We start from the raw sequence: 20,190 nt of genomic DNA on the forward strand, positions 1-20,190 counted from the left end.
TCGCAGACTGGGGAGCGAAAGGAGGACCCCTGAATGATCGCTTCACTCAACTCGACCGTCGACGCCGTCGAGACGCGCCTGGCCACCGACCCGACGACCTCCGTCGACGCGGTCGACCTGGCGCGACGGCTCGGCACGACCGAGCACCATCTGCGGCGCATGTTCTCGTCGTTGGCCGGCATGCCGCTCTCGGAGTACGTCAGGCGGCGCCGTATGTCGCTCGCGGCCGCAGATCTTGTGTCCGGCGACGACGACCTGCTCACTGTCGCGGTTCGCTACGGCTATGGCTCGACCGAGGCGTTCGGTCGTGCGTTCCGTGCCGTTCACGGCGCCGGCCCGGCCGACGTTCGTCGCGACGGGGGTCCGCTTCGCACACAACCACGGATCAGGTTCCAGCTGACCGTGCAAGGAGGAATCCCCATGGACACCCGCATCGCCGATCTTCCCGACGTTCGACTCGTCGGTCACGCCACTCGGGTGCCGCTCGTGCACGAGGGCGTGAACCCCTTCATCGCCGAGCACGTCGCCGCGATCCCTGCCGAGGAGACCGCTCGGCTGAAGTCTCTGAACGACACCGAGCCGTCGGGGGTCCTCGCCGTCAGCGACGACCTGGACCCCGACCGCGCCGAGGGCACCGAACTGACGTACCTCCACGGTGTGGCGACGACCGGCCGGCCTGACGGGCTCGACACCATCGAGGTCCCCGCAGGCACGTGGGCCGTCTTCCGCACCGAGGGCCCGCACCCGCAGGCGCTGCAGGATGCGTGGGCCGCTACTGCCACGGAGTGGTTCCCCTCCCAGCCCTGGCGGTTGCGGCCGGGCCCCGAGATCGTCGCGATGCTCGCGTTCGACACGACGACCGGCACCGCCACCTGCGAGCTCTGGCTGCCGGTCGAGCCAGACTAGCCACGGGCGTCCGAGGTGGCGATGCCGGTGCTGCGTTCGGTCGACCGTCACCGCGCGAGGATCGCGACGTCTCGCCGGGCCGCGTCGCGCAGCGAGGTCGCGGGCCTGCCGAGGACTCGCGCGATCGTGTCGGTGGTTGCGACGTTGCGGCCGTCCATCACCTCGGCGAAGAGCGCGCACAGGCCGTACGCCACCTCCGCCGGCTCGCCGACCGAGACCATGGCCGTGACGAACTCCTCGTCGGAGATCGCCTGGAACGCGCCCGGCCGGCCGTACGCGTCGCCGACGACTCCCCACGCCTCGCCGAAGGTCAGGGCCGCCGGTCCGGTCAGCTCGAGCACCCCGCCTGCGTGGGAGTCGTCCCCCAGGGCGGCGACGACCACGTCGGCCACGTCGTCGAGGTCCACGAACGGCTCGGGCACCTCGGTCGGGACGGGGATCGCGAGCTCACCGCCGAGCGCGTCGAACGAGAAGGCGCCCTCAGTGAAGTTCTGCGCGAAGAACGCGCACTGCACGACGCTCGCGGTCGGGACCGACGCGAGGAGCGCTTCCTCGGACGCCCGCGCACCGACTTCACCTCGGCCCGAGAGGAGGACGACGCGCTCGATCCCGTGATCGGCGATCCTGCGGGCGAGGGCACCCACCTGGTCGGACGCGCCGGGGAAGGAGAGGTCGGGGACGTACGTCAGGTAGACGGACGCGGCGCCGTCGAGCGCGGCATCCCAGGTGCCGGGGTCCGACCAGTCGAACGGGACGTCGGTCGTCCGCGAGACGGGCCTGGTGGCGACGCCGAGCGCGTCGAGGCGCGTGATGACGCGCCGCCCGGTCTTGCCGTGGCCTCCGACGACCAGGACGGGGGCTTCGTAGGTTCCTGACATGGGGTCCTCCTCGGATCGTGCTGTCTGATGAGGACTTCATCCCATCGCGATCCGGCGAGACGATCCATGGCCAGGAAGGCCGTTGCCATATCCACGCGTCTCAGATCGGGTACGCTCGACGGCCATGGACATCCTGGGCGGACTCCTCGACGGGCCACGGGCCGACGGCGCGTTCCTGCTGCGCTCGGTGTTCGCTCCGCCGTGGTCCCTCCGGATCCGCGACCGTGCGCCGCTGTCCGTTGTCGTGGTCGCCCAGGGTTCGGCGTGGGTCGTTCCCGGCTCGGGGCCGCCGACCCTCCTCGAGCCAGGCGACCTGGCCCTGGTCCGTGGACCCGACGAGTACACGATCGCCGACCTGCCCGAGACCCCTCCGCAGGTGTTCGTCGAGCCGGGCCAGCTCTGCACCGACGCCGAAGGCAACTCGATGTCGGAAGCGATGATGCTGGGCCTGCGGACGTGGGGCAACGCCGCGGACGGCGCGGCGATGCTGGTCACCGGGACGTACGAGCGGGCGTCCGCGGTCAGCGATCGCCTCCTCCGCGCGCTGCCTCCGACCGTCGTCCTGCGCAGGGACGCGTGGAGCTCAGACCTGGTCACGCTGCTGTGCGACGAGATGCAGCGCGACATCCCCGGACAGGAGGTCTTCCTCGACCGGCTGCTCGACCTCGTGGTCCTCGCGGCCGTGCGGACGTGGCTGCGCGATCAGGAGGACGCAGCGCCGGGGTGGTACCGCGCCGCCGCCGATCCCGTCGTCGGTCCCGCGCTGGACGCGTTGCACCAGCGGGTCGCCGAGCCCTGGACGGTTGCGACCCTGGCGGCGGAGGTGCAGGTGTCGCGGGCGGTGCTCGCGCGGCGCTTCACCGCGATCGTCGGCGAGCCGCCCATGTCGTACCTGACCAGCCTCCGTCTCGCCCTCGCCGCCGATCTCCTCGAGCGGTCCGACCGCACCCTCACGTCGATCGCGCACGGGGTCGGCTACGCGACGCCGTTCGCCCTGAGTGCTGCGTTCTCCCGCGAGCGCGGAGTCAGCCCGACGCAGCACCGGTCCCGAACGCGGGCCCTGCACCCTGCCTGAGCAGGAACTCCCTCGCCAGCCGGAGGCGTACGACGCTGGTCTCGGTGAGGTCGCCGGGGACGTCGTCCCACGCGAACCACGCGACCTCGAGCGACTCGTCGTCGGCGACGTGCGCCCGGTCGGCGGCAGCGGCGTCCACCGGACGGCAGACGAAGCAGAGGTCGAGGTACTGGGCGAGGTCGCCGTTCGGGTAGCGGTGCGGTTCGGTCACCGTGACTGACGCGAGCGCCTCGACGGTCACGTCCACGCCGGTCTCCTCACGGACCTCGCGCACGATGCCGACCGCCGGCTCCTCGCCCGGGTCGAGGATGCCGCTGATCAGGGCCCACCGACCCGAGTCGGCACGACGACCGAGCAGCACGTGCTCGCCGGCGGCGTCGAGGACGAGCGCCGTGACGCCCGGCAACCAGAGCAGGTCGGTGCCGATGCGGGCGCGGAGCGCGGCGACGTACGGCGGGATCGGCACGAGTCGAGCCTACGGTGGCAGCGAGCGCCACGGCGCGGGAGGACGGGTTCACGCTGCCCGCTACGGTGGGCGCCATGGACCGCATCGACCCGCGCGACATGCGTGCCGGCGATCCCGATCGCGAGCACACCGCCGACATCCTGCGCCGCGCCGCCGGCGAGGGCCGGATCGACATCGACGAGCTCGAGGAGCGCCTCGAGCGCGCCTACCGCGCCAAGACCTACCGCGAGCTCTCGGCGCTCGTCGCCGACCTGCCGGACGGCACCGCGCTGTCCCCCGCGGCAGCCGCACTCGCCCCGTCGACCCGCGCAGAGCCGCTCCAGCTCAAGGCGACGATGAGCGACGTGGAACGCTCCGGGACGTGGGCGGTGCCGCCCCGGATCCACGTCTCCCCGGCGATGGGAAACGTGAAGCTCGACTTCCGCAACGCCGACTGTCCTCACCGGCTGGTCGAGATCGAGGTGAAGGGCGGCACCGGCAACGTCGTGCTGATCCTCCCGAAGGGGTGGGCTGTCGACGCCGACCAGCTCCGTACGGGGTGGGGCTCGGTGAAGAACAGGCGCGAGGGCTCGCCGTCGCCGGACGGTGTGCTCGTCCGAGTCACCGGCGGCATCGGGATGGGGTCGCTGGTCGCGCGCGACCCCCACTTCTACGAGAAGTAAGCGCCGCCCCGCGTGCAAGGCGATTGACCGTGACCCCCACGGGTGCCTAGCGTTCCTAGGCATGAAGGGAAACGTCCTCAAGGGACATCTCGAGATGCTGGTGCTCTCCGTGCTCGCACGACAGCCTCGCCACGGCTACGCGATCATCGAGGACCTCCGCGTGTGGAGCGACGACGCGTTCGAGCTGCCCGAGGGCACGCTCTACCCGGTGCTGCACCGCCTGGAGAAGAGTGGGCTGATCAGCGGGTCGTGGGACGACGTGGACGGACGGCGCCGCAAGTCGTACGCGCTGACCGACGGCGGTCACGCCGCGCTCGACGAGCAGCGTCGGAGCTGGCACGAGTTCTCGGTGGCGGTCGAGTCCGTGATCGGAGGCGTGCCGTGGCCGAGTCGATGAGAAGCGTGGGCACGCTGACCGAGACCGAGGACGGCACCACCGACTCCGTCGCCACGGGCAGCCCGATCGACGCGTACGTCGTCGCGCTGGGCGTCACGCTGCGCCGCCGCGGCGACCGGGACGACATCCTCGCCGAGACCGCAGACCACCTCTGGCTCACCGCCGAACGCCTCGTGTCCACCGGCGTCGCGCCGCTCGACGCCGAGCGGGCCGCCGTCGAGCGCTTCGGCGACCCGGAGGTGCTGGCACGGGTGTGGGCGACGGTCCCCAGCAGGCACCGCCCCCTCCTCGCAGCACCTGCCGCGGTCTCCGGGCTCGTCGGAGCAGCTGCCCTCGCGGCATCCACGGCCGTCTACCAGCTCCGGGCGATGACCGGCGGCTGGGACCAGTCCGAGTACCTCACGTGGAGCTCGGTCGCCGGCGTCGCGCTGCTGCTGGCGTGCGCGCCGCTGCTCAGCCTGCTCGCTGACGCCGACCGACGAGGGCTCGGCGTCCGCTTCGCGGTCGGGGCTGCCGCGGTCGCCCTCGCCGCGACGTGGTTCGTCGGCGGGCTCGGGTGGGCGTGGCCCGTTCCGGGACTGCTCGTGAGTGGTGTCGCGGTGCTGGCCGTACGCCGGTGGCGCGACCAGCGCGTCGGCCTCGGGCTGGTCGCTGCCGCGTGGCCGCTCGGCACCCTCGCGTACGTCGTCGGCGACGCGCTGCACCTCGGGCCCGTCGACTACACGTACCTGCAGCCGATCCTCCCGCCGGTGGTCGGCTTCTGGATCGGGGCGACCCTGATGGTGGCCGGCGTGGTCGCGGTCGCACGCACCCTGCTCGCCGTGCGGTCCACCGACCGCGCGACGCCGACTCCTGCCTAGCCGACGACGCGCAACCGCTCCAGCACCACCAGCGTGTCGTCGTCGACGGTGAATCCGGGGTCTCCGAGGAACGCCCGCATGTCCTCGCCCTCCCAGAACCGGGTGTGGCTCGCGCGCCACCGGGCGACCGTCTCGTCGCCCTCTCCCTCGTCGACCGCATGCCGGAGGTCGACGTCGGCGAGGCGCGCGACGCGGAGCTCCACGGTCTCGACGACGCACACGACGGCGTCGTCGGAGTCGACGACGCGCCAGCGCTCCCCGACCGCGGGCATGCCTTCGTCGTCCTCGTCGCCGCCGACGAAGAGCTCACGCACCAACGACGTGGTCGTGGTCTTGCCGCCGGCCAGCACGAGCCCCGCGAGCCGGTCGCGGAGCGGCCCCGCGAACGCGAACTCCAGCGGCGGCAGCTCCTCCACGGGCAGGTCGGGGCGGACCGGCGTGCCGGCCACCACCGCCGTACCGATCTCCTCGTCCCACCGCACCACCCGCGCACGCATGCCGTGCTCGGCCAGCGCGAGCGCCGTCCACGGGACCTGAGCCTCGCTGGTCTCGACGAGGACCTGACCGCCGGGCGCGAGCCACGGGACCACGCCGGCCGCGACGCGCCGGTGCACGTCCACGCCGTCGGCACCGCCGTCGAGCGCCACGCGTGGCTCGTGGTCGCGCGCCTCCGGCGGCATCAGCGCGATGTCGGCGGTGGGGACGTACGGCGCGTTCACGGCGATGACGTCGCACGCGCCGCGAAGGTCCTCGGGGAGCGCCGCGAACAGGTCGCCGGCGTAGGCGGTGCCGCGTGCCAGGTTGAGCCGGGCACACCCGACCGCAACCGGGTCGATGTCGCTCGCGACGACCCGGACGTCGTCGCGTTCGTGCTCGACGAGCGCCGCCACCGCGCCCGTGCCGCAGCACAGGTCGACGACGACGCCGTTGCGCGGGGCAGCAGCGACGGCAGCGCGCGCGAGCAGCTCCGTCCGCCGACGGGGGACGAACACGCCGGGCACGACGCGGATCCGGAGACCGCCGAACGCCGCCCATCCGACGACCTGCTCCAAGGGCTCCCCGGCGAGCCTGCGCACCGTCATCGCCTCGAGCTCGTCGGCGGACCCCGACGACGCACGCAGGACCCGTGCCTCCTCCTCGGCGAAGACGGAGCCGGACGCACGCAGGCGCAGCACGAGACGATCATCGTCGACAGTCACCGGACGATCCTCGCAGCCAGGTCAGACCTCGACCCGCGCGGCACCGGAGAGGATCGCTCTGACCGCGTCCTCCCGAGGCGGCCGGTCGAGCAGGGCGGCGGTGACGAAGTCGGCAGCCAGCCCCTCGAACCGACCTCGCCGACGGATCATCCCGTGCCGACCGCCCTCGACCAGCACGAGACCGGCCTGCGTCCTACGGCGGAGCGCGTCCATGACCCGCACGGTGCGCCCGAGGTCGGAGACGCGGTCCTCGCTGCCGTGGACGGCGAGGATCCGGCATCCCGACGGGTCGACCTTCGTGCCGTCGTCGGCGTACACCCAGGGGGCCAGTGCGACGACCACGCCGACCTCCGGCTCGCCTGCGGACAGCAGCGCCGCCCGCCCGCCGAGCGAGTGACCGACCAGCGCCACGGGAAGCGTGCCGTGCCGCTCACGCAGCTGGTCGAGGGCCCACCGCACGTCGGCCAGGGGACTGAGCCGCGCGTCCCACCCTCGGCGCGAGTTGAGCAGGCGGTAGACCGCAAGCCTCCCCCGCCCGGCCCGCGCGAGCCGGCGCGCGACGGGCACCATCCGCAGCACCGACAGCTGCGCGGGACTCACGAGGGCGCCCTCCTCACGAGCGGCGCCGCCGTGCAGGACGAGGACCGCGCCGCTCGCCGCGCGCGGCACGGACACCGGGAGAAGGCGTGCCGCCGTGCTCACCCGGTGGATCCCGGCGGGCTGCTCAGGTCGATCCCCTTGCGCCGCGCGAGGTCGGCAAGCTTCTCCTGCGCGTCGATGTCCACCGACACGTACGCGTGCAGGCCGTCGGCGTCTCGCCGGAGGAGGTATTCGTACGTGCTGTCGGCGAGCAGCTCACCGCCCTCGCCGTCGAACAGCCAGCGGACCCGCACCCGCACGAGCGCGTCGGTCAGGTCGACCGTGTCCTCCACCTCGTAGCGCACCCCGGCGAGGCCGAGCGCGCGGTAGAGCGGGTACGAGCTGCGCAGCCCTTCCACCATCTCCTCGCGAGAGCCGACCGACGCGGTGAAGCTGTCGGAGACGAGCGTGCCCGGGGTCCCCCACAGCGCGGCAGAGCGCTCGGCGTCGAAGGTGGCGAGCGACTCGGCGTACGCGGTGAGGAACTGCGAGACGTCGTTCGGGGGCATGGTCCGACCGTAGCGCGGAACCACGACGGACCCGAGGCATCGTAGGCTCACCGGCATGGTGTTCGAGGTCCGCGACGCAACCGCCGACGACGCAGCCGCGTGCGTGGCGATCTACACCCCGTACGTCGAGTCGACCGCGATCACCTTCGAGACGACGCCGCCCAGCACCGCCGAGATGGCCGAGCGGATCGCCGCTGCGCAGGAGCGGCACGCGTGGCTCGTGCTCGACGACGGCGAACGGATCGCGGGGTACGCCTACGGCGGGCCGTTCAAGTCCCGACCCGCCTACGCCTGGTCCTGCGAGGTCAGCGTCTACCTCGACCGTGAGCAGCGCCGGTCCGGTGGCGGGCGGGCCCTGTACGAGGCCCTTTTCGCGCGGCTCGAGAAGATGGGCGTCCGCACGCTCGTCGCGGTGATCGCGCTCCCGAACGCGGCGAGCCTCGGCCTCCACTCCGCGCTCGGCTTCGAACCCGCCGGGACGCTGCGCCGCATCGGATGGAAGCACGGCTCCTGGCACGACGTCGCCTGGATGCAGCGCCGGATCGGCGACGACTCCTGGGCGCCCGCGCCGGCGCCACCTGCAGGGGCGGACGAGAGGACCTGACATGAGGCTGACCGCAGAGCTGGAGGCGACCGGCGGAAACACCACCGGGTTCCGCATCCCAGCGAGCGCCGTCGAGGAGCTCGGCGGTGGGCGTCGACCCAAGGTGGCGGCCACCATCAACGGCGCCACGATCCGCACGACGATCGCGAAGATGGGTGACGACTTCTGGCTCGGCCTGAGTGCTGCGCGTCGCGAGGAGACGGGCGCCGCGGCCGGCGACGTGCTCGACCTCGAGATCGTGCTCGACACCGCCCCGCGCGAGGTGGAGGTGCCGGACGACCTGGCGCAGGCCCTCGCGGCGGACCCCGCGGCGTCGGCGACGTGGGACACGCTCTCGTTCAGCAACAAGCGGTGGCACGCAGAGCAAGCGACGGGCGCGAAGAAGCCCGAGACGCGCGCAGCCCGGATCGCGAGGTCCGTCGAGATGCTCCGCGAGGGCAGAGCACGCTGACGCCGCCTACGCCGCGAGCGTCGAACGGTTGATGATCGCCCCGCACCGCGCCTGCACCAAACGGATTTCCTTGCGGTCAGAACGGACTCAAGGGTGCTAGCACCACCTCGGTCCTGGACCTGGATCTATCGGCCCGGTGCCCACAAGAGCAGTAGCGTCGAGACAGGAGGGCGAACGTGCGCTCGCCGACGACACGGATCGAGGCCCGCCCATGACCGTCCACACAGCATCCCCTCCGACAGGACCGCCTGGCCTCCCGAGACCGCAGGGCGAGCACGCGGCGACGGCCCGCTTCTCGGACCTGCTGCAGCAGGTCCGGACCCGTGGTCTGCTCGAACGACGCGTCGGCTGGTACGCCGTCCGGATCGGCGGCACGATCCTCGCGTTCGCGGGACTCTGGGCCGCCTTCTTCATCCTCGGCGACTCGTGGTGGCAGCTCGCGATCGCGGCTGCGCTGGGGCTCGTCGTCACGCAGTTCGGGTTCCTCGGGCACGATGCGGCTCATCGCCAGATCTTCCGGTCGGCCTCCGCTAACGCCTGGACCGCCCGGGTGCTCGCCGGCGTGTTCGCCGGCCTGAGCTACGGCTGGTGGCGGGCCAAGCACAACAAGCACCACCAGGGCCCCAACCAGGAGGACGTCGACCCCGACATCGGACCGGGTGCGCTGGCGTTCACCCCGGAGATCGTCGGGCGACGGACGAGCGGGTTCGCCGGCTGGTTCGCGGCACGCCAGGGCTGGCTCTTCTTCCCGCTGCTCACGCTCGAGGGTCTGAACCTCCACTACGCGAGCGTGCGCACGTCGATGGACCGCCGCGCGCCGCGGCCGTGGCAGCGCCTCGAGCTCGCCCTGGTCTCGGCACGCCTCATCGCGTTGGTGGTGGTGCTGCTCGTCGCGCTTCCCCTCGGGCTCGCCGTGGCGTTCTTCGCCGTGCAGATGGCGGTGTTCGGAGTCTCGCTCGGCATGTCGTTCGCACCGAACCACAAGGGGATGCCGATCGTCCCGCCCGACATGCGCCTGGACTTCCTGCGTCGTCAGGTGCTGGTGTCGCGCAACGTCCGCGGCAGCTGGCTCGTCGACGCGGCCATGGGCGGGTTGAACTACCAGATCGAGCACCACCTGTTCCCGAGCATGCCCCGCGGCAACCTGCGCAAGGCACGGCCGATCGTCCGCGACTTCTGCCTGCGCCACGACATCCCGTACGCCGAGGTCGGGCTGTTCAGGTCGTACGGGATCGTGGTGGGCTACCTGAACAACGTCGGGCTCCGGGCACGCGACCCGTTCGACTGCCCGCTCGCGGCCCAGCTGCGGACGACGGTCTGATCAGGTCAGCCGCTCGGCCAGGTGGACGGTGACCTCCTCGCCTGCGCCGTCCTTGCCGATCGCCCGGCACAGGTCCTTGCGGACGGGGAGCCAGTGCGGGCCCTGACCTGACGGCATCAGGGTCGCGGCGAACGGATGCCCGTCCATCGTGCCGGTGACCTTCACGGCCTTGCGCGTCCCGAGGAGGTCCGCCGACCCGGGGACGGTCAGGAACGTCGCGAAGGCACCGTCCTTCTCGATCGGTGCGGTGAACGTGTGGTCGAGCGGGCCTGGCACCTGCGCGGTCATCTCTGGCTCCTCCGTGACGGGGTCGTGCTCAGTGAGACCGGCGGCGTGTGCCGGACTCATCGGTCGTGGACGACCGTCACGGTTCGCGGCGGGTCACGCAGAAGATCCTCCCGAACGGGTCGACCAGCGTGATCCACCGGTCGGACCGCCACCGCTCCACGGGTCCGAGCAGGCGTAGCCGCTCGACCTCGGCGTCGGCGCCCTGCTCACCGGCGGCCAGGTCGAGGTGGGCGGTGACACCGCCGGACGGCGGCGGCGAGTCGAGGCGCTGCAGCAGGATGCCGAGCGGCATCGAGCTCGGGCGTACGAGGCGTAGGAACTCCTCGCGCCCGCCGTCCTGCACGGTCCAGCCGGTCACGTCCGCCCAGAACGCGCACTCACGCTCGAAGTGCTCGGCGGGGATGTCCAGGCACACCTGGTCGACCACGCTGCGGTGCCCGCCCGGCCACGTCGGGGCTGGCGGCACCTCCCGCTCGCCCTCGTCCGGGACCACGCAGAACGGCATCCCACCGGGCGACGCGAGGACCACGTGCGTGCCGGGCTCGGCCACGACGTCGGCGCCCGCGGCGACCGCCGCGTCGCGTCCGTCGGCGATGTCGTCGACGTGCAGGTCCAGGTGGACGCGCGGCATCCCATGGCGCACGACCTGGAAGCGGAGGTACGCGTCGCCGCGCGGCGGCAGCAGCGTACGAAACTCTCCTCGCTCCCCGCGGGTCGGTGACGCCTCCGTGCCGGTGATCGCCTGCCAGAGGCCGAGCGCGCCCGTGGCGTTCGCAGCGGGCTGGTCGAGGAAGGCCGTGATCCAGCGCGGCGAGACCGTCATGCGTCGGACCCGCCGGACGGCACCGGGCGCTCACGCCGCGCGATGCGCAGCTCGACGTCGTCGAGGCCCACCAGGTGGCCCTCGGCGCAGCGCACCTCGACGTCGACGGTGGCGCCGCAGTCGTGATGGGTGAGCTCGAGCGGGGTGGGGCTCGGGCTGTGCTTGCCGCCCCACTGGAACAGCGCCCACACGACCGGCACGAGGTCGCGGCCGCTCTCGGTGATGACGTACTCCTTGCGGGTCCGCTGGCCCGGCTCCTGGTAGTCGCGCTGCTCGAGGAGCCCGGCGTCGACGAGCGCGGCCAGCCGTGACGCGGTGGCGGCGCGAGTCATGCCCACGCGCTCCGCGAAGTCGTCGAACCGCGTCGTGCCGTAGTAGGCCTCGCGCATGACGAGCAGCGCCGTACGGGTGCCGACGATCTCGACGGCCTTCTCGATCGAGCACCTCCCGACGGCGCTCCACGCGTCGCGGTCGCTCAGCACACCTTTCAGGATCACGTCGTCATCGTCGCACCCGATCTAGGTCTGTTCAACTGAACTCAGCGGTGCTAGCGTCAGCCTGAGTTCACCAAACCAGACTCAGACCTGATGGAGGCCCGCATGTCAGCACCTCGCTCCGCCCTGATCGTCGACGCCGTCCGCACGCCCGTCGGCAGGGGCAAGCCCGACGGCGCGTTCGCGTCCGTCCATCCCGTCGACCTGCACGCCCACGCTCTGCGGTCGCTCGTCGAGCGCACGGGCATCGACCCCGCGGAGCTCGACGACGTCGTCAGCGGCGCCGTCGCCCAGGTCGGCGAGCAGAGCGGCAACACCGCGCGGTGGGCCGTCCTCGCCGCAGGCTTCCCCGAGTCGGTCCCGGCCGTCACCGTCGACCGCCAGTGCGGCAGCAGCCAACAGGCGCTGCACTTCGCCGCCCAGGGCGTGATGAGCGGCGCGTACGACGTCGCGATCGCGTCCGGGGTCGAGTCGATGAGCCACCTCCCGATCGGTTCCCAGACGCTCGGGCGTGACATCGCCGGCCCCGAGGTCGCGCGCCGGTACGCGTCCGGACTCGTCCCGCAGGGCATCAGCGCCGAGCTGATCGCGCAGCGGTGCGGCCTGAGCCGCACCCAGCTCGACGCGTACTCCGCCGAGAGCCACCACCGTGCCGCGCAGGCCCGCGACCACGGCCTCTTCACCCGCGAGATCGCCCCGCTCAAGGTGACGCTCGAGGACGGCTCGGTGCGCGAGGTGTACGACGACGAGTCCGTACGGCCAGGGACGACCGTCGAGACGTTGGCCGGTCTCCGCCTGGCGTTCAAGAACGATTACTGGGCCGAGCGCTACCCGGACCTCGCCTTCTCGATCACCGCCGGCAGCTCGTCGCCGGTCAACGACGGCGCGGCAGCCGTCCTCGTCACGAGCGAGCGCGCCGCCGAGCGGCTCGGACTGACGCCGCGCGCACGCATCCACGAGGTCGCCGTCACCGGGGACGACCCGGTGCTCATGCTCACGGGCATCATCCCCGCCACCGCGAAGGTCCTCGAGCGGGCCGGGCTCACCATCGACGACATCGACGCCTTCGAGGTCAACGAGGCGTTCGCGAGCGTCGTCCTCGCCTGGCAGGCCGAGACCGGCGCGGACCTCGCGAAGGTGAACGTCAACGGCGGTGCGATCGCCATCGGGCACCCGCTCGGGGCGAGCGGGGCACGCCTGACGACGACGCTGCTGTCGGTGCTCGAGCAGCGCGGTGGCCGCTACGGGCTGCAGGTGATGTGCGAGGCAGGCGGTCTCGCGAACGCGACCATCGTCGAGCGGCTCTAGGACCTGGCCCTCGTCAGGCCGCCGAGGGGGCCGCGGCCCGGCGGGGGTCGACGTTGCGCGCGGTGGCGATCATGGTCGCGCACAGCGTCTCGACGCCGTCCGCCACCGCGTAGACGTCGGCCGCGCACACCGTCAGCAGCCGTGACACGCTCACGACCCGGCCGCGCGCGACGAGGACCTCGCCGACCGCCGGCGCGACGAGCTTGAGGCTCGTGTCGACGGTGGCGTTGATCCATCCGAGCGGGAGCGTGGTGCCGGCGGCGGACACCGCCGCGAAGTCGGCGACCGCGTAGACCGCGGTCGCCTGCAGCTGCCCGGGCCGGAAGGTGAGGCCGTCGCTCACCGGGAGCTCGATCTCCGACTCGCCGGCACCCAGGTGCCGGAACCGCAGCCCGAGGGTCTGCGCCATCGGCATCGCGAGGACGGCCTGCTCCACGCGGCTCGGCGGGGTCGTCTCGGTCGTCGTCGTCTCGCTCGTGGTCGTCGCACTCATGGTGTCTCCTTCGTGGATCGGGCTCCGAGGGCCGCGGCTCGGCGCTGCTCGAACCAGCCGACGTGGTCGACCAGACGGTCGCGCAGCTCCTCGCGCTCGGCGATCTCCGTCTCGACGACCGCGATCCGCGCGCGGAGCCCGGCGACCATCTCGTCGATCGACAGCGACCCGTCGCGGTAGCGCGGCAGGAGCGCCCCGAGCTCGTCGAGCGAGAAGCCGAGGTCTCGGCCCATCGCGAGGAACGTGACCTCGCGAACCGCCGCCTCGTCGTACGCGCGGTAGCCACGGTCGGTGCGCCGGGCGGTCACCAGGCCGAGGTCGTCGTAGCGCCGCAACCGGTGCGTCGACACCCCCGTCCTTCGAGCGAGCTCGGAGATGCGCATGTCGGGGACGTTAGCAACGTTCGCGCTGTGCGAAGCAAGCACCGATCAGTCGCCGAGGTGCTCCAGCCACACGTACGGCACCGGCTGCGGCGCGTTCCACTCGGCGGTCCGCGCGGGGTCGACGTCGACGAAGCCGGCCGACCGGTACGCCGCGAGGGCCGCGCCGTTGTCGGGAATCACGCGCACGAAGCAGGCCGCGAGCCCCTGATCTCGGGCGTCCGCGACGAGCAGCGTGGCGAGCGCGCGACCCACCCCGCGGCCCCGCGCGGCGGGGTCGACGAGAACGCGGGCGATCTCCCCCTCGTCCTCGTCGTGGTCGACCCACACCTCGCCGTACGCGACCGGGGCCGTGTCCTCGACGAGCAACCACGGACGTACGTCGTCGTCGTTCCACCAGCGACGGACGCGATCGGGATCGAACGGGTGCTCCACCGTCGAGCACCACCGGCGGGCCTCGTCCGCCGACCGCGACCAGGAGGCGACGAGCGGCGCGTCGTCTGCCGTGGGGACGACGAGACCGGGCTGCGTGGGCGACCTCACCCTGCCGAGACTAGTCCTGGACTGCGGGTTCAGCGCCGCCGCGCCTCGACGAGCGTCCGCGTGGAGTGAGCGACGAACGGGCCGTCCGACGCGATCTGCTCGTGCAGGCGTCGCAGGTCGTCGGCGTACTGCCCGACGGTGAAGCCGGGCACGATCCAGATCACCTTCCGCAGGAAGTAGACGATCGCGCCGACGTCGTCGAACTCCATGCGCAACCGCTCTGTCCGCAGGTCGGCGATCTCGAGTCCCGCCGCCTCCGCGGCCGCGGCCTCGTCGTCGGGGTGACGCCCACGCCGGTGCTGCGGTCCGAGGGGCCCGAGGAGCTCCTCGGCCAGCTCGAACACCGACTCCGGCCCGACGTGCTGGGCGAGGTACGTGCCACCCGGGGCGAGCACCCGCGCGATCTCGCCCCACCAGATGGTCGCTGGGTGGCGACTGGTGACGAGGTCGAATGCGCCGTCCGCGAACGGGAGCGGCGGCTCGTCGGGATCGGCGACGACGACGACCCCGCGCGGATGCAGCAGGCGGGTCGCCTTGGCGAGGTTCGGCGGCCACGACTCCGTCGCGACGGCGACCGACGGGAACCGCTCGGCCCCGGCGAGCACCTCGCCACCGCCGGTCTGGACGTCGAGCGCGGCGGTGGCCGTCGCCCAGCGGTCGCTCATCAGCCGTTGGTAGCCCCACGACGGTCGCTGCTCGCTCGCGCGCCCGCTGAGCCAGGAGAAGTCCCAGCCGGCGACGTCGGCGGCCTCGGCCTCCGCGACGAGCTCGTCGTACGACCTCACGCGAGCTCCTTCGCGAGGGCGCGCGTCTCGCCGCTCTCGTACGCCGCCCCCATCGCGTCCCAGGCGCTCTCGGACGCCGCCAGGAGCGCGGGATCGCGATCGCGGCGGCCGCGGGTGCGAAGCAGCGCCGCCGCCACCCACCGGTGATGTGCGGCGTAGGTGTCGGCGCGCTCGATCAGACCGTCGGCGTCCGGGGCGTCGAGGACGACGGCGAGCTCAGCGGCGGCGACCGCGGCGTACCCGTCGAAGCGACCGGGGACGAAGGTCTGCGCGACCTCGGCCAGCGCGCCCGTCAGGTCCCCGCCCTCCGCGAGCGCCACCCGGGCACGGACGAACGCCGCCCACGGGGCGAGGTTCGGCGACTCGGAGAGCGACGCGGGGCCAGCCACGCGCCGTGACCGCTCCCACCACAGCGCGTACGCCGAGCGGTCTCCGCGCAGCCCGGCTGCGAGCGCCGCCCCGAGGAGCGGACCGGCGAGGGAGACGTTGCGGAAGCGGCGGGTCGCCTCGACGTTGCGCCAGACTTCCGCAGCGGCGCGCTCGGCGTCGTCGAAGGCGCCGGCGAGCGCGAGCGGCGCGATCGCGCTGCCCTTCGCCCAGCACGGGTGAGGCTCGAGCGCAGGGTTCGCGTCCACCCGGTGACAGGCGTCGAGGGCCAGGTCGAGGCGACCTGTCGCGACGGCGTACGACGCCACCGACCGCAGAGCGTCGACAACCTCGACCGCCCCACAGGGCTCGCGCTCGGCGGAGGCCGCCGTGACGATCTCGAGGCGCTCTGCGGAGAGGCGGAGCGACTCGTCGGGCCGACCGTCGAGCGCGGCGGCGGTCGAGGATGCGTCCAAGGCGGCGCTGAGGACGAGGATCTCGCCGCCGTGGCGCGCGGCAGCCACCGCCTCCGCGGCGGCTGCCGGCAGGACGTGCTGGTGCTCGGCTCCGGAGGCCCAGGCGCGCGCGGTCGCGAGGGAGGCGCGAGCGTGCTCGCCACCGCCCCCGAGCGCCTCGGCCTCCGTGAGCAGGGCAGCGAGCGTCGCGGCGTCGGGGTCGGCGAGGAATCCCGCACCGCGGAACCGCTCGGCGACCGCCACGGCCGTGGCGAGCGCGACGGCGGCCGCGCCGGGATCGTCCACGCGTGCGGCGTCCGCCGCATCGAGGAGGAGCTGGTAGGCCTCACGGGCGTCGGACACCAGGTGGACGCAGGCCGCGGCGTCCGTGAGGTCGACCGCGGCGTCACTCCCCCGTACCGCCAGCGCCGCCGCCGTACGGAAGTGCTTGCCTGCCTCGGCGACGAACCCCCGCGCAAAGGCGAGCGTCGCCACGTCGCGGGCGAACGCCCGGGCTCCGGCGTCGGCAGCGGCCCTGGACGGGACGCAGCGGCGCAGGTCGTCCATCACGCCGTCGACGTCGTCCGCCCAACCGCCGAGCGTCGACGCTCCGTACGGGCGGGCCTCGACGAGGTCACGGGCTCGCGAGCGGGCCCACGCCGCGTACCGGCGCCGGGTCTGCGCCTCGTCGTCGGACGCGGCGAGGTGCTCACGGGCCAGCTCACGCACACCGACGAGGAGGGACCACCGGTCTGCCCCGTCAGCCCCGGCCGTACGGCGGACCAGGCTCTTGTCGGCGAGACGCCCGAGGAGGTCCGCGACGCCGCCGCGCCCCTCGTCCGGGAGGAGCGCCGTGGCCGCCTCCAGATCGAACGGACCGGCCATCACCGAGACCGTGCGCAGGGCAGCCCGCTCGTCCTCGTCGAGCGCGGCGTGGCTCCACTCGACGACCGCGCGCAGCGAACGGTGCCGCCTGTCGGCGGGGCGCCCGAGCGTGAGAAGGCGGAGGACGTCGTCGAGACCCGCCTCGACCCCGGCCAGACCCATCGACGCCACCCGTGCCGCCGCGAGCTCGATCGCGAGCGGTGACCCGTCGAGACGTCGCCCTAGCGAGGCTGCCGCGTCGGTCGGCACCTCGACGGTCGGGTCCACGGCAGAGGAGCGCTCCACGAACAGCGCTGCCGCATCGCTGTCGGAGAGGGGACCGAGGTGGAAGACGGCTTCACCGGGGACGCCGAGGCGCTCGCGGCTGGTCACCAGGACGTGCAGGTCGGGCAGCGCGTCGGCGAGGTGGACGACGAGTGCCGCGACGTCGTCGGTGACGTGCTCGGCGTTGTCGAGGACGAGCAGCACCCGGCCCCGAAGCACGGCGGCGACCGCCTCCGTGAGGGTCACCTGCGGGCGTTGCGCCACCCCCAGCACGGTCGCGACCGCGGCGTCGACGGCACCCGCGGCGGCCGGCACGAGGTCGACGAACGCGCCTCTCGAGGCGAACCAGGAGCGCGACCGCTCGGCGACGGCGACGGCGACACGGGTCTTGCCAGCACCTCCCGGTCCGAGCACGGTCGTGATCCGGGACTCGGCGACGAGCCTGGCGACCGCGTCGACCTCCGCCGTACGCCCGACCAGGGACGTCCGGCCCCGCGGGAGACCGACCAGGTCGCCGACGGCACCGGTCTCGGCCCGTGCGGCCGCGCCCGCCGCCAGGGCCGCCAGCTCGCGCCGGTCGCGCGCCCCGAGCTTGCGCAGCAGCGACGAGACGTGGCTCTCCACCGTACGGACCGAGAGGTGGAGGCGGTGCGCGATCTCGGCGTTCGTGCGGTGCTCGGCGACCGCGGCGAGGACGTCACGCTCCCGGGGCGAGACGGCGTCAACAGGCAGGTCCGGCACCCGCCCAGTATGCCGCGCCACCGCCGTACCGATCGTGTCGATTCCGTGGTGGATCCGTGCTCGCCACGGATCCGCGCGGCGGTGCCACCGGCCGAGGATCGAAGCATCACCTCACCGATCCCGCACGAAGGAGACTCACATGCTGATCGTCGCGAAGGAGTCCGACCTCCGCCTCCCCGGAAGCCGCACGACGCGTTTCGAGGGCGAGGCGTACGGCTCGGGTGTCTCGTTCTTCCACGTCGCCAACGCGCCGGGGACGGGCCCGGACGCCCACGTCCACCCCTACTCCGAGACCTGGGTCGTCCTCTCGGGCATCGCGCACATCCGCACGGCCGACGGCGAGACGTACGGCGAGCCGGGCGATGTCGTCGTCGTGGGGCCGGGCACCGCCCACGGCTTCCGCGCCGTCGGTCCCGACGTCCTGCGGATGCTCTGCATCCATGCGTCGCCGCGGATCGAGCAGGACTTCCTCGACCATGCCCGTGCGAGCGAGCTCGCGGTGGTCTTCGACCCGGAGCCGGTCCGATGAGTGCGACGACGCTCGTCGACCGGCCGACCGTGGACCTGCTCGAGCTGGAGGAGTACCGGCACGAGCTCACGGCGTTCTTCCGGCGCCGGCTCGCCTCGGCGGCAGAGGCCGACGACGCGCTCCAGGAGACGATGATCCGCGCCTGGCGTGGCCGCGCGACGTACCAGGGACGGGCCTCGGTCCGGTCGTGGCTCTACGGGATCGCGACGAACGTCTGCCGTGATGCCTGGAGGTCCGCCGCACGCCGTCCGCGCCCGATGGATCTCGGCGCGACCGACGGCGCGGCGCTCGCCCTCGTCGGTGCCGCGGCAGATCCCGACCCGGCGGACGCGGCGGACGAGCGTGAGGACGTGCGGGCAGCGTTCACCTCCGTCGTACGACGCCTCCCGCCCCGCCAGCGTGCCGTGCTGGTGCTTCGTGACGTCCTGCGCTGGCGGGCGGCGGAGGTCGCGACGCTGCTCGACACGTCCGTGGCATCGGTGAACAGCGCTCTCCAGCGCGCCCGCGGGACGATGCGGGACGCCGACGCCCGGGACGACGTCGTCGGCGCGGCGGACGCGCGGCTGGTCGACGAGTACGACGCGGCCTTCGCGGCGTACGACGTCGACCGACTCGTCGCCCTGCTGCGCGCCGACGCGCTCACGGCCGCGCGTAGCTGAGCACGGCGCACCCGTTGTCGAACGTCGCCACCTGCTCGAGCGCGAAGGACGTCGGCCGGAAGCCGGTGACGAACGCGGGGATGCCCGAGCCGGCGACCACGGGGTACTTCTTGACGACGACCCGGTCGATCTCGTCCAGCAGCAGGCCAGCCAGCGCGCCCCCACCCGCGAGGTAGACGTCGTGAGGCGAGTCCTCGGCCTTGAGCTCGCGCACCCGAGCCACAGGGTCGGCCGCGGTGACCTCGACGTCTGGGTCCGCCGGCATGAGGGTGCGGCTGAAGACCACGGTGCGCAGGTGGGCGTACGGGTTGGTGACGCCGAGCGCCAGCGCGGGGTCGTACGTCCGCCGGCCCATGACGATCGTGTCGAAGCGTGCGTTCGGGGTCTCGTCCACGCCCATCGCCCGGCGCACGTGGGTGGGGAGGGCGTCACCGAAGTCGGTCGCCATGAACCGGGTGAACTCCTCGGACAGGGGGAAGAAGTCGACCTCGTCGTCGGGTCCGGCGATGAAGCCGTCGAGGGTCGTGCCGATGTAGTAGGTCATCTTTCGCATGGCCCTAGCCAACCACTACAGATGAAGTACGTCAAGCGTAGTTGTTTTCGTCGTCGCAACGCGGCAGGATGCACCCCATGGTCAGCAACCCTCGACGTCGTACGACGCTCCTCGACGCGGGAATCGACGTGCTCGCGCGCCTCGGCGCCCGCGGGCTCACGTTCCGTGCGGTCGACGACGAGGCCGGCGTGCCGACGGGGACGACGTCCAACTACTTCGCGAACAGGGACGCGCTGCTGCGCGAGCTGGGCGACCACGTGTTCGTCCGCCTCGCGCCCGACCCCGCCGTCGTCGCGGAGCGATTGGCAGCTCCCCCCTCACGCGCGCTCGAGGTCGTGCTCATGCAGGACATCGTCGAACGCGCGCAGGCCGACCGGTCCGGCTATCTCGCGATGTTCGAGCTGCGCCTCGAGGCGTCCCGGCGCCCGGAGCTCGAGGTCGCCTTCACGGCCGGCTACCGCGCCAACCTCGACGACATCACCGCAGCGCACGTCGAGGGTGGCTTCCCGGGCGGCGACGCGACCGCGCTCCTGCTCTATCTCGCGATGAACGGACTCCTGCTCGAGCACCTCACGCTGCCCGGCGTCCTCCCTGGCGGCGACTCCGCGCTGCCCGGGCTCGTCCAGCAGCTGGTGGAGACCATCGTCCCCGAGTGAG

26 protein-coding genes are annotated in these 20,190 nt (G+C 72.9%); 12 read left to right on the forward strand and 14 right to left on the reverse strand.

What is annotated here, in order from left to right:
- Positions 1-33 precede the first annotated feature (33 nt).
- Positions 34-906 (forward strand): AraC family transcriptional regulator, encoded by an 873-nt coding sequence (locus tag GH747_RS02135; RefSeq protein WP_149767818.1) that lies wholly within the window; start codon positions 34-36, stop codon positions 904-906.
- Positions 907-953: 47 nt separating this feature from the next.
- Here the strand turns inward: GH747_RS02135 and GH747_RS02140 are convergent, their stop codons facing one another.
- A complete protein-coding gene (locus tag GH747_RS02140; RefSeq protein ID WP_149767820.1) occupies positions 954-1,784 on the reverse strand; it encodes an SDR family oxidoreductase in 831 nt (276 codons plus the stop codon).
- A 124-nt stretch (positions 1,785-1,908) separates the two neighbouring features.
- On the opposite strand from GH747_RS02140, the gene GH747_RS02145 reads away from it, so the two are divergent.
- Positions 1,909-2,859: an AraC family transcriptional regulator gene (locus tag GH747_RS02145; protein ID WP_149767822.1), complete on the forward strand. Its 951-nt coding sequence runs from the start codon at positions 1,909-1,911 to the stop codon at positions 2,857-2,859.
- On the opposite strand, the gene GH747_RS02150 is transcribed toward GH747_RS02145, so the two are convergent.
- Positions 2,810-3,325 carry an NUDIX hydrolase gene (locus GH747_RS02150; RefSeq protein ID WP_149767824.1) on the reverse strand — a complete coding sequence of 172 codons (516 nt, stop codon included), beginning with the start codon at positions 3,323-3,325 and terminating at the stop codon, positions 2,810-2,812. The genes GH747_RS02145 and GH747_RS02150 overlap by 50 nt on opposite strands.
- Positions 3,326-3,399: 74 nt before the next feature.
- Between GH747_RS02150 and GH747_RS02155 the strand changes: the two genes are divergently transcribed.
- The 3 genes from GH747_RS02155 to GH747_RS02165 all read left to right on the forward strand — a co-directional run bounded on the left by GH747_RS02155 (position 3,400) and on the right by GH747_RS02165 (position 5,244).
- Entirely contained in the window at positions 3,400-3,987 is a 588-nt protein-coding gene (locus tag GH747_RS02155; RefSeq protein WP_149767826.1) for a DUF1707 SHOCT-like domain-containing protein, read from the forward strand.
- Positions 3,988-4,048: 61 nt separating this feature from the next.
- Positions 4,049-4,384: a PadR family transcriptional regulator gene (locus GH747_RS02160; RefSeq protein ID WP_149767828.1), complete on the forward strand. Its 336-nt coding sequence runs from the start codon at positions 4,049-4,051 to the stop codon at positions 4,382-4,384.
- A 5-nt stretch (positions 4,385-4,389) separates the two neighbouring features.
- On the forward strand, positions 4,390-5,244 hold the full coding sequence (locus GH747_RS02165; protein ID WP_149767830.1) for a permease prefix domain 1-containing protein: 855 nt from the start codon (positions 4,390-4,392) through the stop codon (positions 5,242-5,244).
- Here the strand turns inward: GH747_RS02165 and GH747_RS22135 are convergent.
- The 3 genes from GH747_RS22135 to GH747_RS02180 are packed head-to-tail and all read right to left on the reverse strand — an operon-like array spanning position 5,241 to position 7,591.
- Positions 5,241-6,443 carry a putative protein N(5)-glutamine methyltransferase gene (locus tag GH747_RS22135; protein ID WP_149767832.1) on the reverse strand — a complete coding sequence of 401 codons (1,203 nt, stop codon included), beginning with the start codon at positions 6,441-6,443 and terminating at the stop codon, positions 5,241-5,243. The two genes, GH747_RS02165 and GH747_RS22135, sit on opposite strands and share 4 nt — an antisense overlap.
- A 21-nt stretch (positions 6,444-6,464) precedes the next feature.
- On the reverse strand, positions 6,465-7,145 hold the full coding sequence (locus GH747_RS02175) for an alpha/beta hydrolase (RefSeq protein WP_228552738.1): 681 nt from the start codon (positions 7,143-7,145) through the stop codon (positions 6,465-6,467).
- Positions 7,142-7,591 (reverse strand): hypothetical protein, encoded by a 450-nt coding sequence (locus tag GH747_RS02180; RefSeq protein ID WP_149767835.1) that lies wholly within the window; start codon positions 7,589-7,591, stop codon positions 7,142-7,144. The genes GH747_RS02175 and GH747_RS02180 overlap by 4 nt, the downstream gene beginning before the upstream one ends.
- Positions 7,592-7,646: 55 nt before the next feature.
- Between GH747_RS02180 and GH747_RS02185 the strand changes: the two genes are divergently transcribed.
- The 3 genes from GH747_RS02185 (at position 7,647) to GH747_RS02195 (ending at position 9,967) form a co-directional block, all read left to right on the forward strand.
- On the forward strand, positions 7,647-8,195 hold the full coding sequence (locus GH747_RS02185; protein ID WP_149767838.1) for a GNAT family N-acetyltransferase: 549 nt from the start codon (positions 7,647-7,649) through the stop codon (positions 8,193-8,195).
- Position 8,196: 1 nt separating this feature from the next.
- Positions 8,197-8,646 carry a YdeI/OmpD-associated family protein gene (locus GH747_RS02190; protein WP_149767839.1) on the forward strand — a complete coding sequence of 150 codons (450 nt, stop codon included), beginning with the start codon at positions 8,197-8,199 and terminating at the stop codon, positions 8,644-8,646.
- A 211-nt stretch (positions 8,647-8,857) separates the two neighbouring features.
- Positions 8,858-9,967 carry a fatty acid desaturase family protein gene (locus tag GH747_RS02195; protein ID WP_149767841.1) on the forward strand — a complete coding sequence of 370 codons (1,110 nt, stop codon included), beginning with the start codon at positions 8,858-8,860 and terminating at the stop codon, positions 9,965-9,967.
- Here the strand turns inward: GH747_RS02195 and GH747_RS02200 are convergent, their stop codons facing one another.
- The 3 genes from GH747_RS02200 to GH747_RS02210 all read right to left on the reverse strand — a co-directional run bounded on the left by GH747_RS02200 (position 9,968) and on the right by GH747_RS02210 (position 11,575).
- A complete protein-coding gene (locus GH747_RS02200) occupies positions 9,968-10,255 on the reverse strand; it encodes a DUF1905 domain-containing protein (RefSeq protein WP_149767843.1) in 288 nt (95 codons plus the stop codon).
- A gap of 76 nt (positions 10,256-10,331) precedes the next feature.
- Complete coding sequence (locus GH747_RS02205; RefSeq protein ID WP_149767845.1) at positions 10,332-11,078, reverse strand: VOC family protein; 747 nt, start codon at positions 11,076-11,078, stop codon at positions 10,332-10,334.
- The gene (locus GH747_RS02210) at positions 11,075-11,575 is read right to left on the reverse strand and encodes a winged helix-turn-helix transcriptional regulator (protein ID WP_228552739.1); all 501 of its coding nucleotides are present in this window, start codon (positions 11,573-11,575) and stop codon (positions 11,075-11,077) included. The genes GH747_RS02205 and GH747_RS02210 overlap by 4 nt, the downstream gene beginning before the upstream one ends.
- Before the next feature lie 102 nt (positions 11,576-11,677).
- Between GH747_RS02210 and GH747_RS02215 the strand changes: the two genes are divergently transcribed.
- Positions 11,678-12,880, forward strand: a complete 1,203-nt coding sequence (locus GH747_RS02215; RefSeq protein ID WP_149767847.1) for a thiolase family protein — start codon at positions 11,678-11,680, stop codon at positions 12,878-12,880.
- Between the two features lie 13 nt (positions 12,881-12,893).
- On the opposite strand, the gene GH747_RS02220 is transcribed toward GH747_RS02215, so the two are convergent.
- The 5 genes from GH747_RS02220 to GH747_RS02240 are packed head-to-tail and all read right to left on the reverse strand — an operon-like array spanning position 12,894 to position 17,792.
- Positions 12,894-13,373: a PaaI family thioesterase gene (locus GH747_RS02220; RefSeq protein ID WP_149767849.1), complete on the reverse strand. Its 480-nt coding sequence runs from the start codon at positions 13,371-13,373 to the stop codon at positions 12,894-12,896.
- Entirely contained in the window at positions 13,370-13,756 is a 387-nt protein-coding gene (locus GH747_RS02225; protein ID WP_149767851.1) for a MerR family transcriptional regulator, read from the reverse strand. Before GH747_RS02225 ends, GH747_RS02220 begins: the two co-directional genes overlap by 4 nt.
- A gap of 45 nt (positions 13,757-13,801) precedes the next feature.
- On the reverse strand, positions 13,802-14,296 hold the full coding sequence (locus GH747_RS02230) for a GNAT family N-acetyltransferase (RefSeq protein WP_163695256.1): 495 nt from the start codon (positions 14,294-14,296) through the stop codon (positions 13,802-13,804).
- Between the two features lie 29 nt (positions 14,297-14,325).
- Entirely contained in the window at positions 14,326-15,081 is a 756-nt protein-coding gene (locus GH747_RS02235; RefSeq protein ID WP_149767852.1) for a class I SAM-dependent methyltransferase, read from the reverse strand.
- Complete coding sequence (locus GH747_RS02240) at positions 15,078-17,792, reverse strand: ATP-binding protein (RefSeq protein WP_149767854.1); 2,715 nt, start codon at positions 17,790-17,792, stop codon at positions 15,078-15,080. The genes GH747_RS02235 and GH747_RS02240 overlap by 4 nt, the downstream gene beginning before the upstream one ends.
- A gap of 139 nt (positions 17,793-17,931) precedes the next feature.
- On the opposite strand from GH747_RS02240, the gene GH747_RS02245 reads away from it, so the two are divergent.
- Both GH747_RS02245 and GH747_RS02250 read left to right on the forward strand, forming a co-directional pair.
- A complete protein-coding gene (locus tag GH747_RS02245) occupies positions 17,932-18,321 on the forward strand; it encodes a cupin domain-containing protein (RefSeq protein ID WP_149767856.1) in 390 nt (129 codons plus the stop codon).
- Entirely contained in the window at positions 18,318-18,980 is a 663-nt protein-coding gene (locus tag GH747_RS02250) for a sigma-70 family RNA polymerase sigma factor (protein ID WP_149767858.1), read from the forward strand. The genes GH747_RS02245 and GH747_RS02250 overlap by 4 nt, the downstream gene beginning before the upstream one ends.
- Here the strand turns inward: GH747_RS02250 and GH747_RS02255 are convergent.
- A complete protein-coding gene (locus tag GH747_RS02255; RefSeq protein WP_149767860.1) occupies positions 18,961-19,533 on the reverse strand; it encodes a dihydrofolate reductase family protein in 573 nt (190 codons plus the stop codon). The genes GH747_RS02250 and GH747_RS02255 overlap by 20 nt on opposite strands.
- Positions 19,534-19,610: 77 nt before the next feature.
- On the opposite strand from GH747_RS02255, the gene GH747_RS02260 reads away from it, so the two are divergent.
- A complete protein-coding gene (locus GH747_RS02260) occupies positions 19,611-20,189 on the forward strand; it encodes a TetR/AcrR family transcriptional regulator (RefSeq protein ID WP_149767862.1) in 579 nt (192 codons plus the stop codon).
- Position 20,190 lies beyond the last annotated feature (1 nt).

This window comes from Mumia xiangluensis, from assembly GCF_010994095.1.
In the GTDB taxonomy this organism is placed as follows: Bacteria; Actinomycetota; Actinomycetes; order Propionibacteriales; family Nocardioidaceae; genus Mumia; species Mumia xiangluensis.

Excerpts from the sequence above, each read along its gene's own strand:
- GH747_RS02135 (WP_149767818.1), top strand. The coding sequence starts at position 34 with ATGATCGCTTCACTCAACTCGACCGTCGACGCCGTCGAGACGCGCCTG.
- GH747_RS02140 (WP_149767820.1), bottom strand. The coding sequence starts at position 1,784 with ATGTCAGGAACCTACGAAGCCCCCGTCCTGGTCGTCGGAGGCCACGGC.
- GH747_RS02145 (WP_149767822.1), top strand. The coding sequence starts at position 1,909 with ATGGACATCCTGGGCGGACTCCTCGACGGGCCACGGGCCGACGGCGCG.
- GH747_RS02155 (WP_149767826.1), top strand. The coding sequence starts at position 3,400 with ATGGACCGCATCGACCCGCGCGACATGCGTGCCGGCGATCCCGATCGC.
- GH747_RS02160 (WP_149767828.1), top strand. The coding sequence starts at position 4,049 with ATGAAGGGAAACGTCCTCAAGGGACATCTCGAGATGCTGGTGCTCTCC.
- GH747_RS02180 (WP_149767835.1), bottom strand. The coding sequence starts at position 7,591 with ATGCCCCCGAACGACGTCTCGCAGTTCCTCACCGCGTACGCCGAGTCG.
- GH747_RS02185 (WP_149767838.1), top strand. The coding sequence starts at position 7,647 with ATGGTGTTCGAGGTCCGCGACGCAACCGCCGACGACGCAGCCGCGTGC.
- GH747_RS02190 (WP_149767839.1), top strand. The coding sequence starts at position 8,197 with ATGAGGCTGACCGCAGAGCTGGAGGCGACCGGCGGAAACACCACCGGG.
- GH747_RS02195 (WP_149767841.1), top strand. The coding sequence starts at position 8,858 with ATGACCGTCCACACAGCATCCCCTCCGACAGGACCGCCTGGCCTCCCG.
- GH747_RS02200 (WP_149767843.1), bottom strand. The coding sequence starts at position 10,255 with ATGACCGCGCAGGTGCCAGGCCCGCTCGACCACACGTTCACCGCACCG.
- GH747_RS02205 (WP_149767845.1), bottom strand. The coding sequence starts at position 11,078 with ATGACGGTCTCGCCGCGCTGGATCACGGCCTTCCTCGACCAGCCCGCT.
- GH747_RS02215 (WP_149767847.1), top strand. The coding sequence starts at position 11,678 with ATGTCAGCACCTCGCTCCGCCCTGATCGTCGACGCCGTCCGCACGCCC.
- GH747_RS02220 (WP_149767849.1), bottom strand. The coding sequence starts at position 13,373 with ATGAGTGCGACGACCACGAGCGAGACGACGACGACCGAGACGACCCCG.
- GH747_RS02225 (WP_149767851.1), bottom strand. The coding sequence starts at position 13,756 with ATGCGCATCTCCGAGCTCGCTCGAAGGACGGGGGTGTCGACGCACCGG.
- GH747_RS02245 (WP_149767856.1), top strand. The coding sequence starts at position 17,932 with ATGCTGATCGTCGCGAAGGAGTCCGACCTCCGCCTCCCCGGAAGCCGC.
- GH747_RS02250 (WP_149767858.1), top strand. The coding sequence starts at position 18,318 with ATGAGTGCGACGACGCTCGTCGACCGGCCGACCGTGGACCTGCTCGAG.
- GH747_RS02255 (WP_149767860.1), bottom strand. The coding sequence starts at position 19,533 with ATGCGAAAGATGACCTACTACATCGGCACGACCCTCGACGGCTTCATC.
- GH747_RS02260 (WP_149767862.1), top strand. The coding sequence starts at position 19,611 with ATGGTCAGCAACCCTCGACGTCGTACGACGCTCCTCGACGCGGGAATC.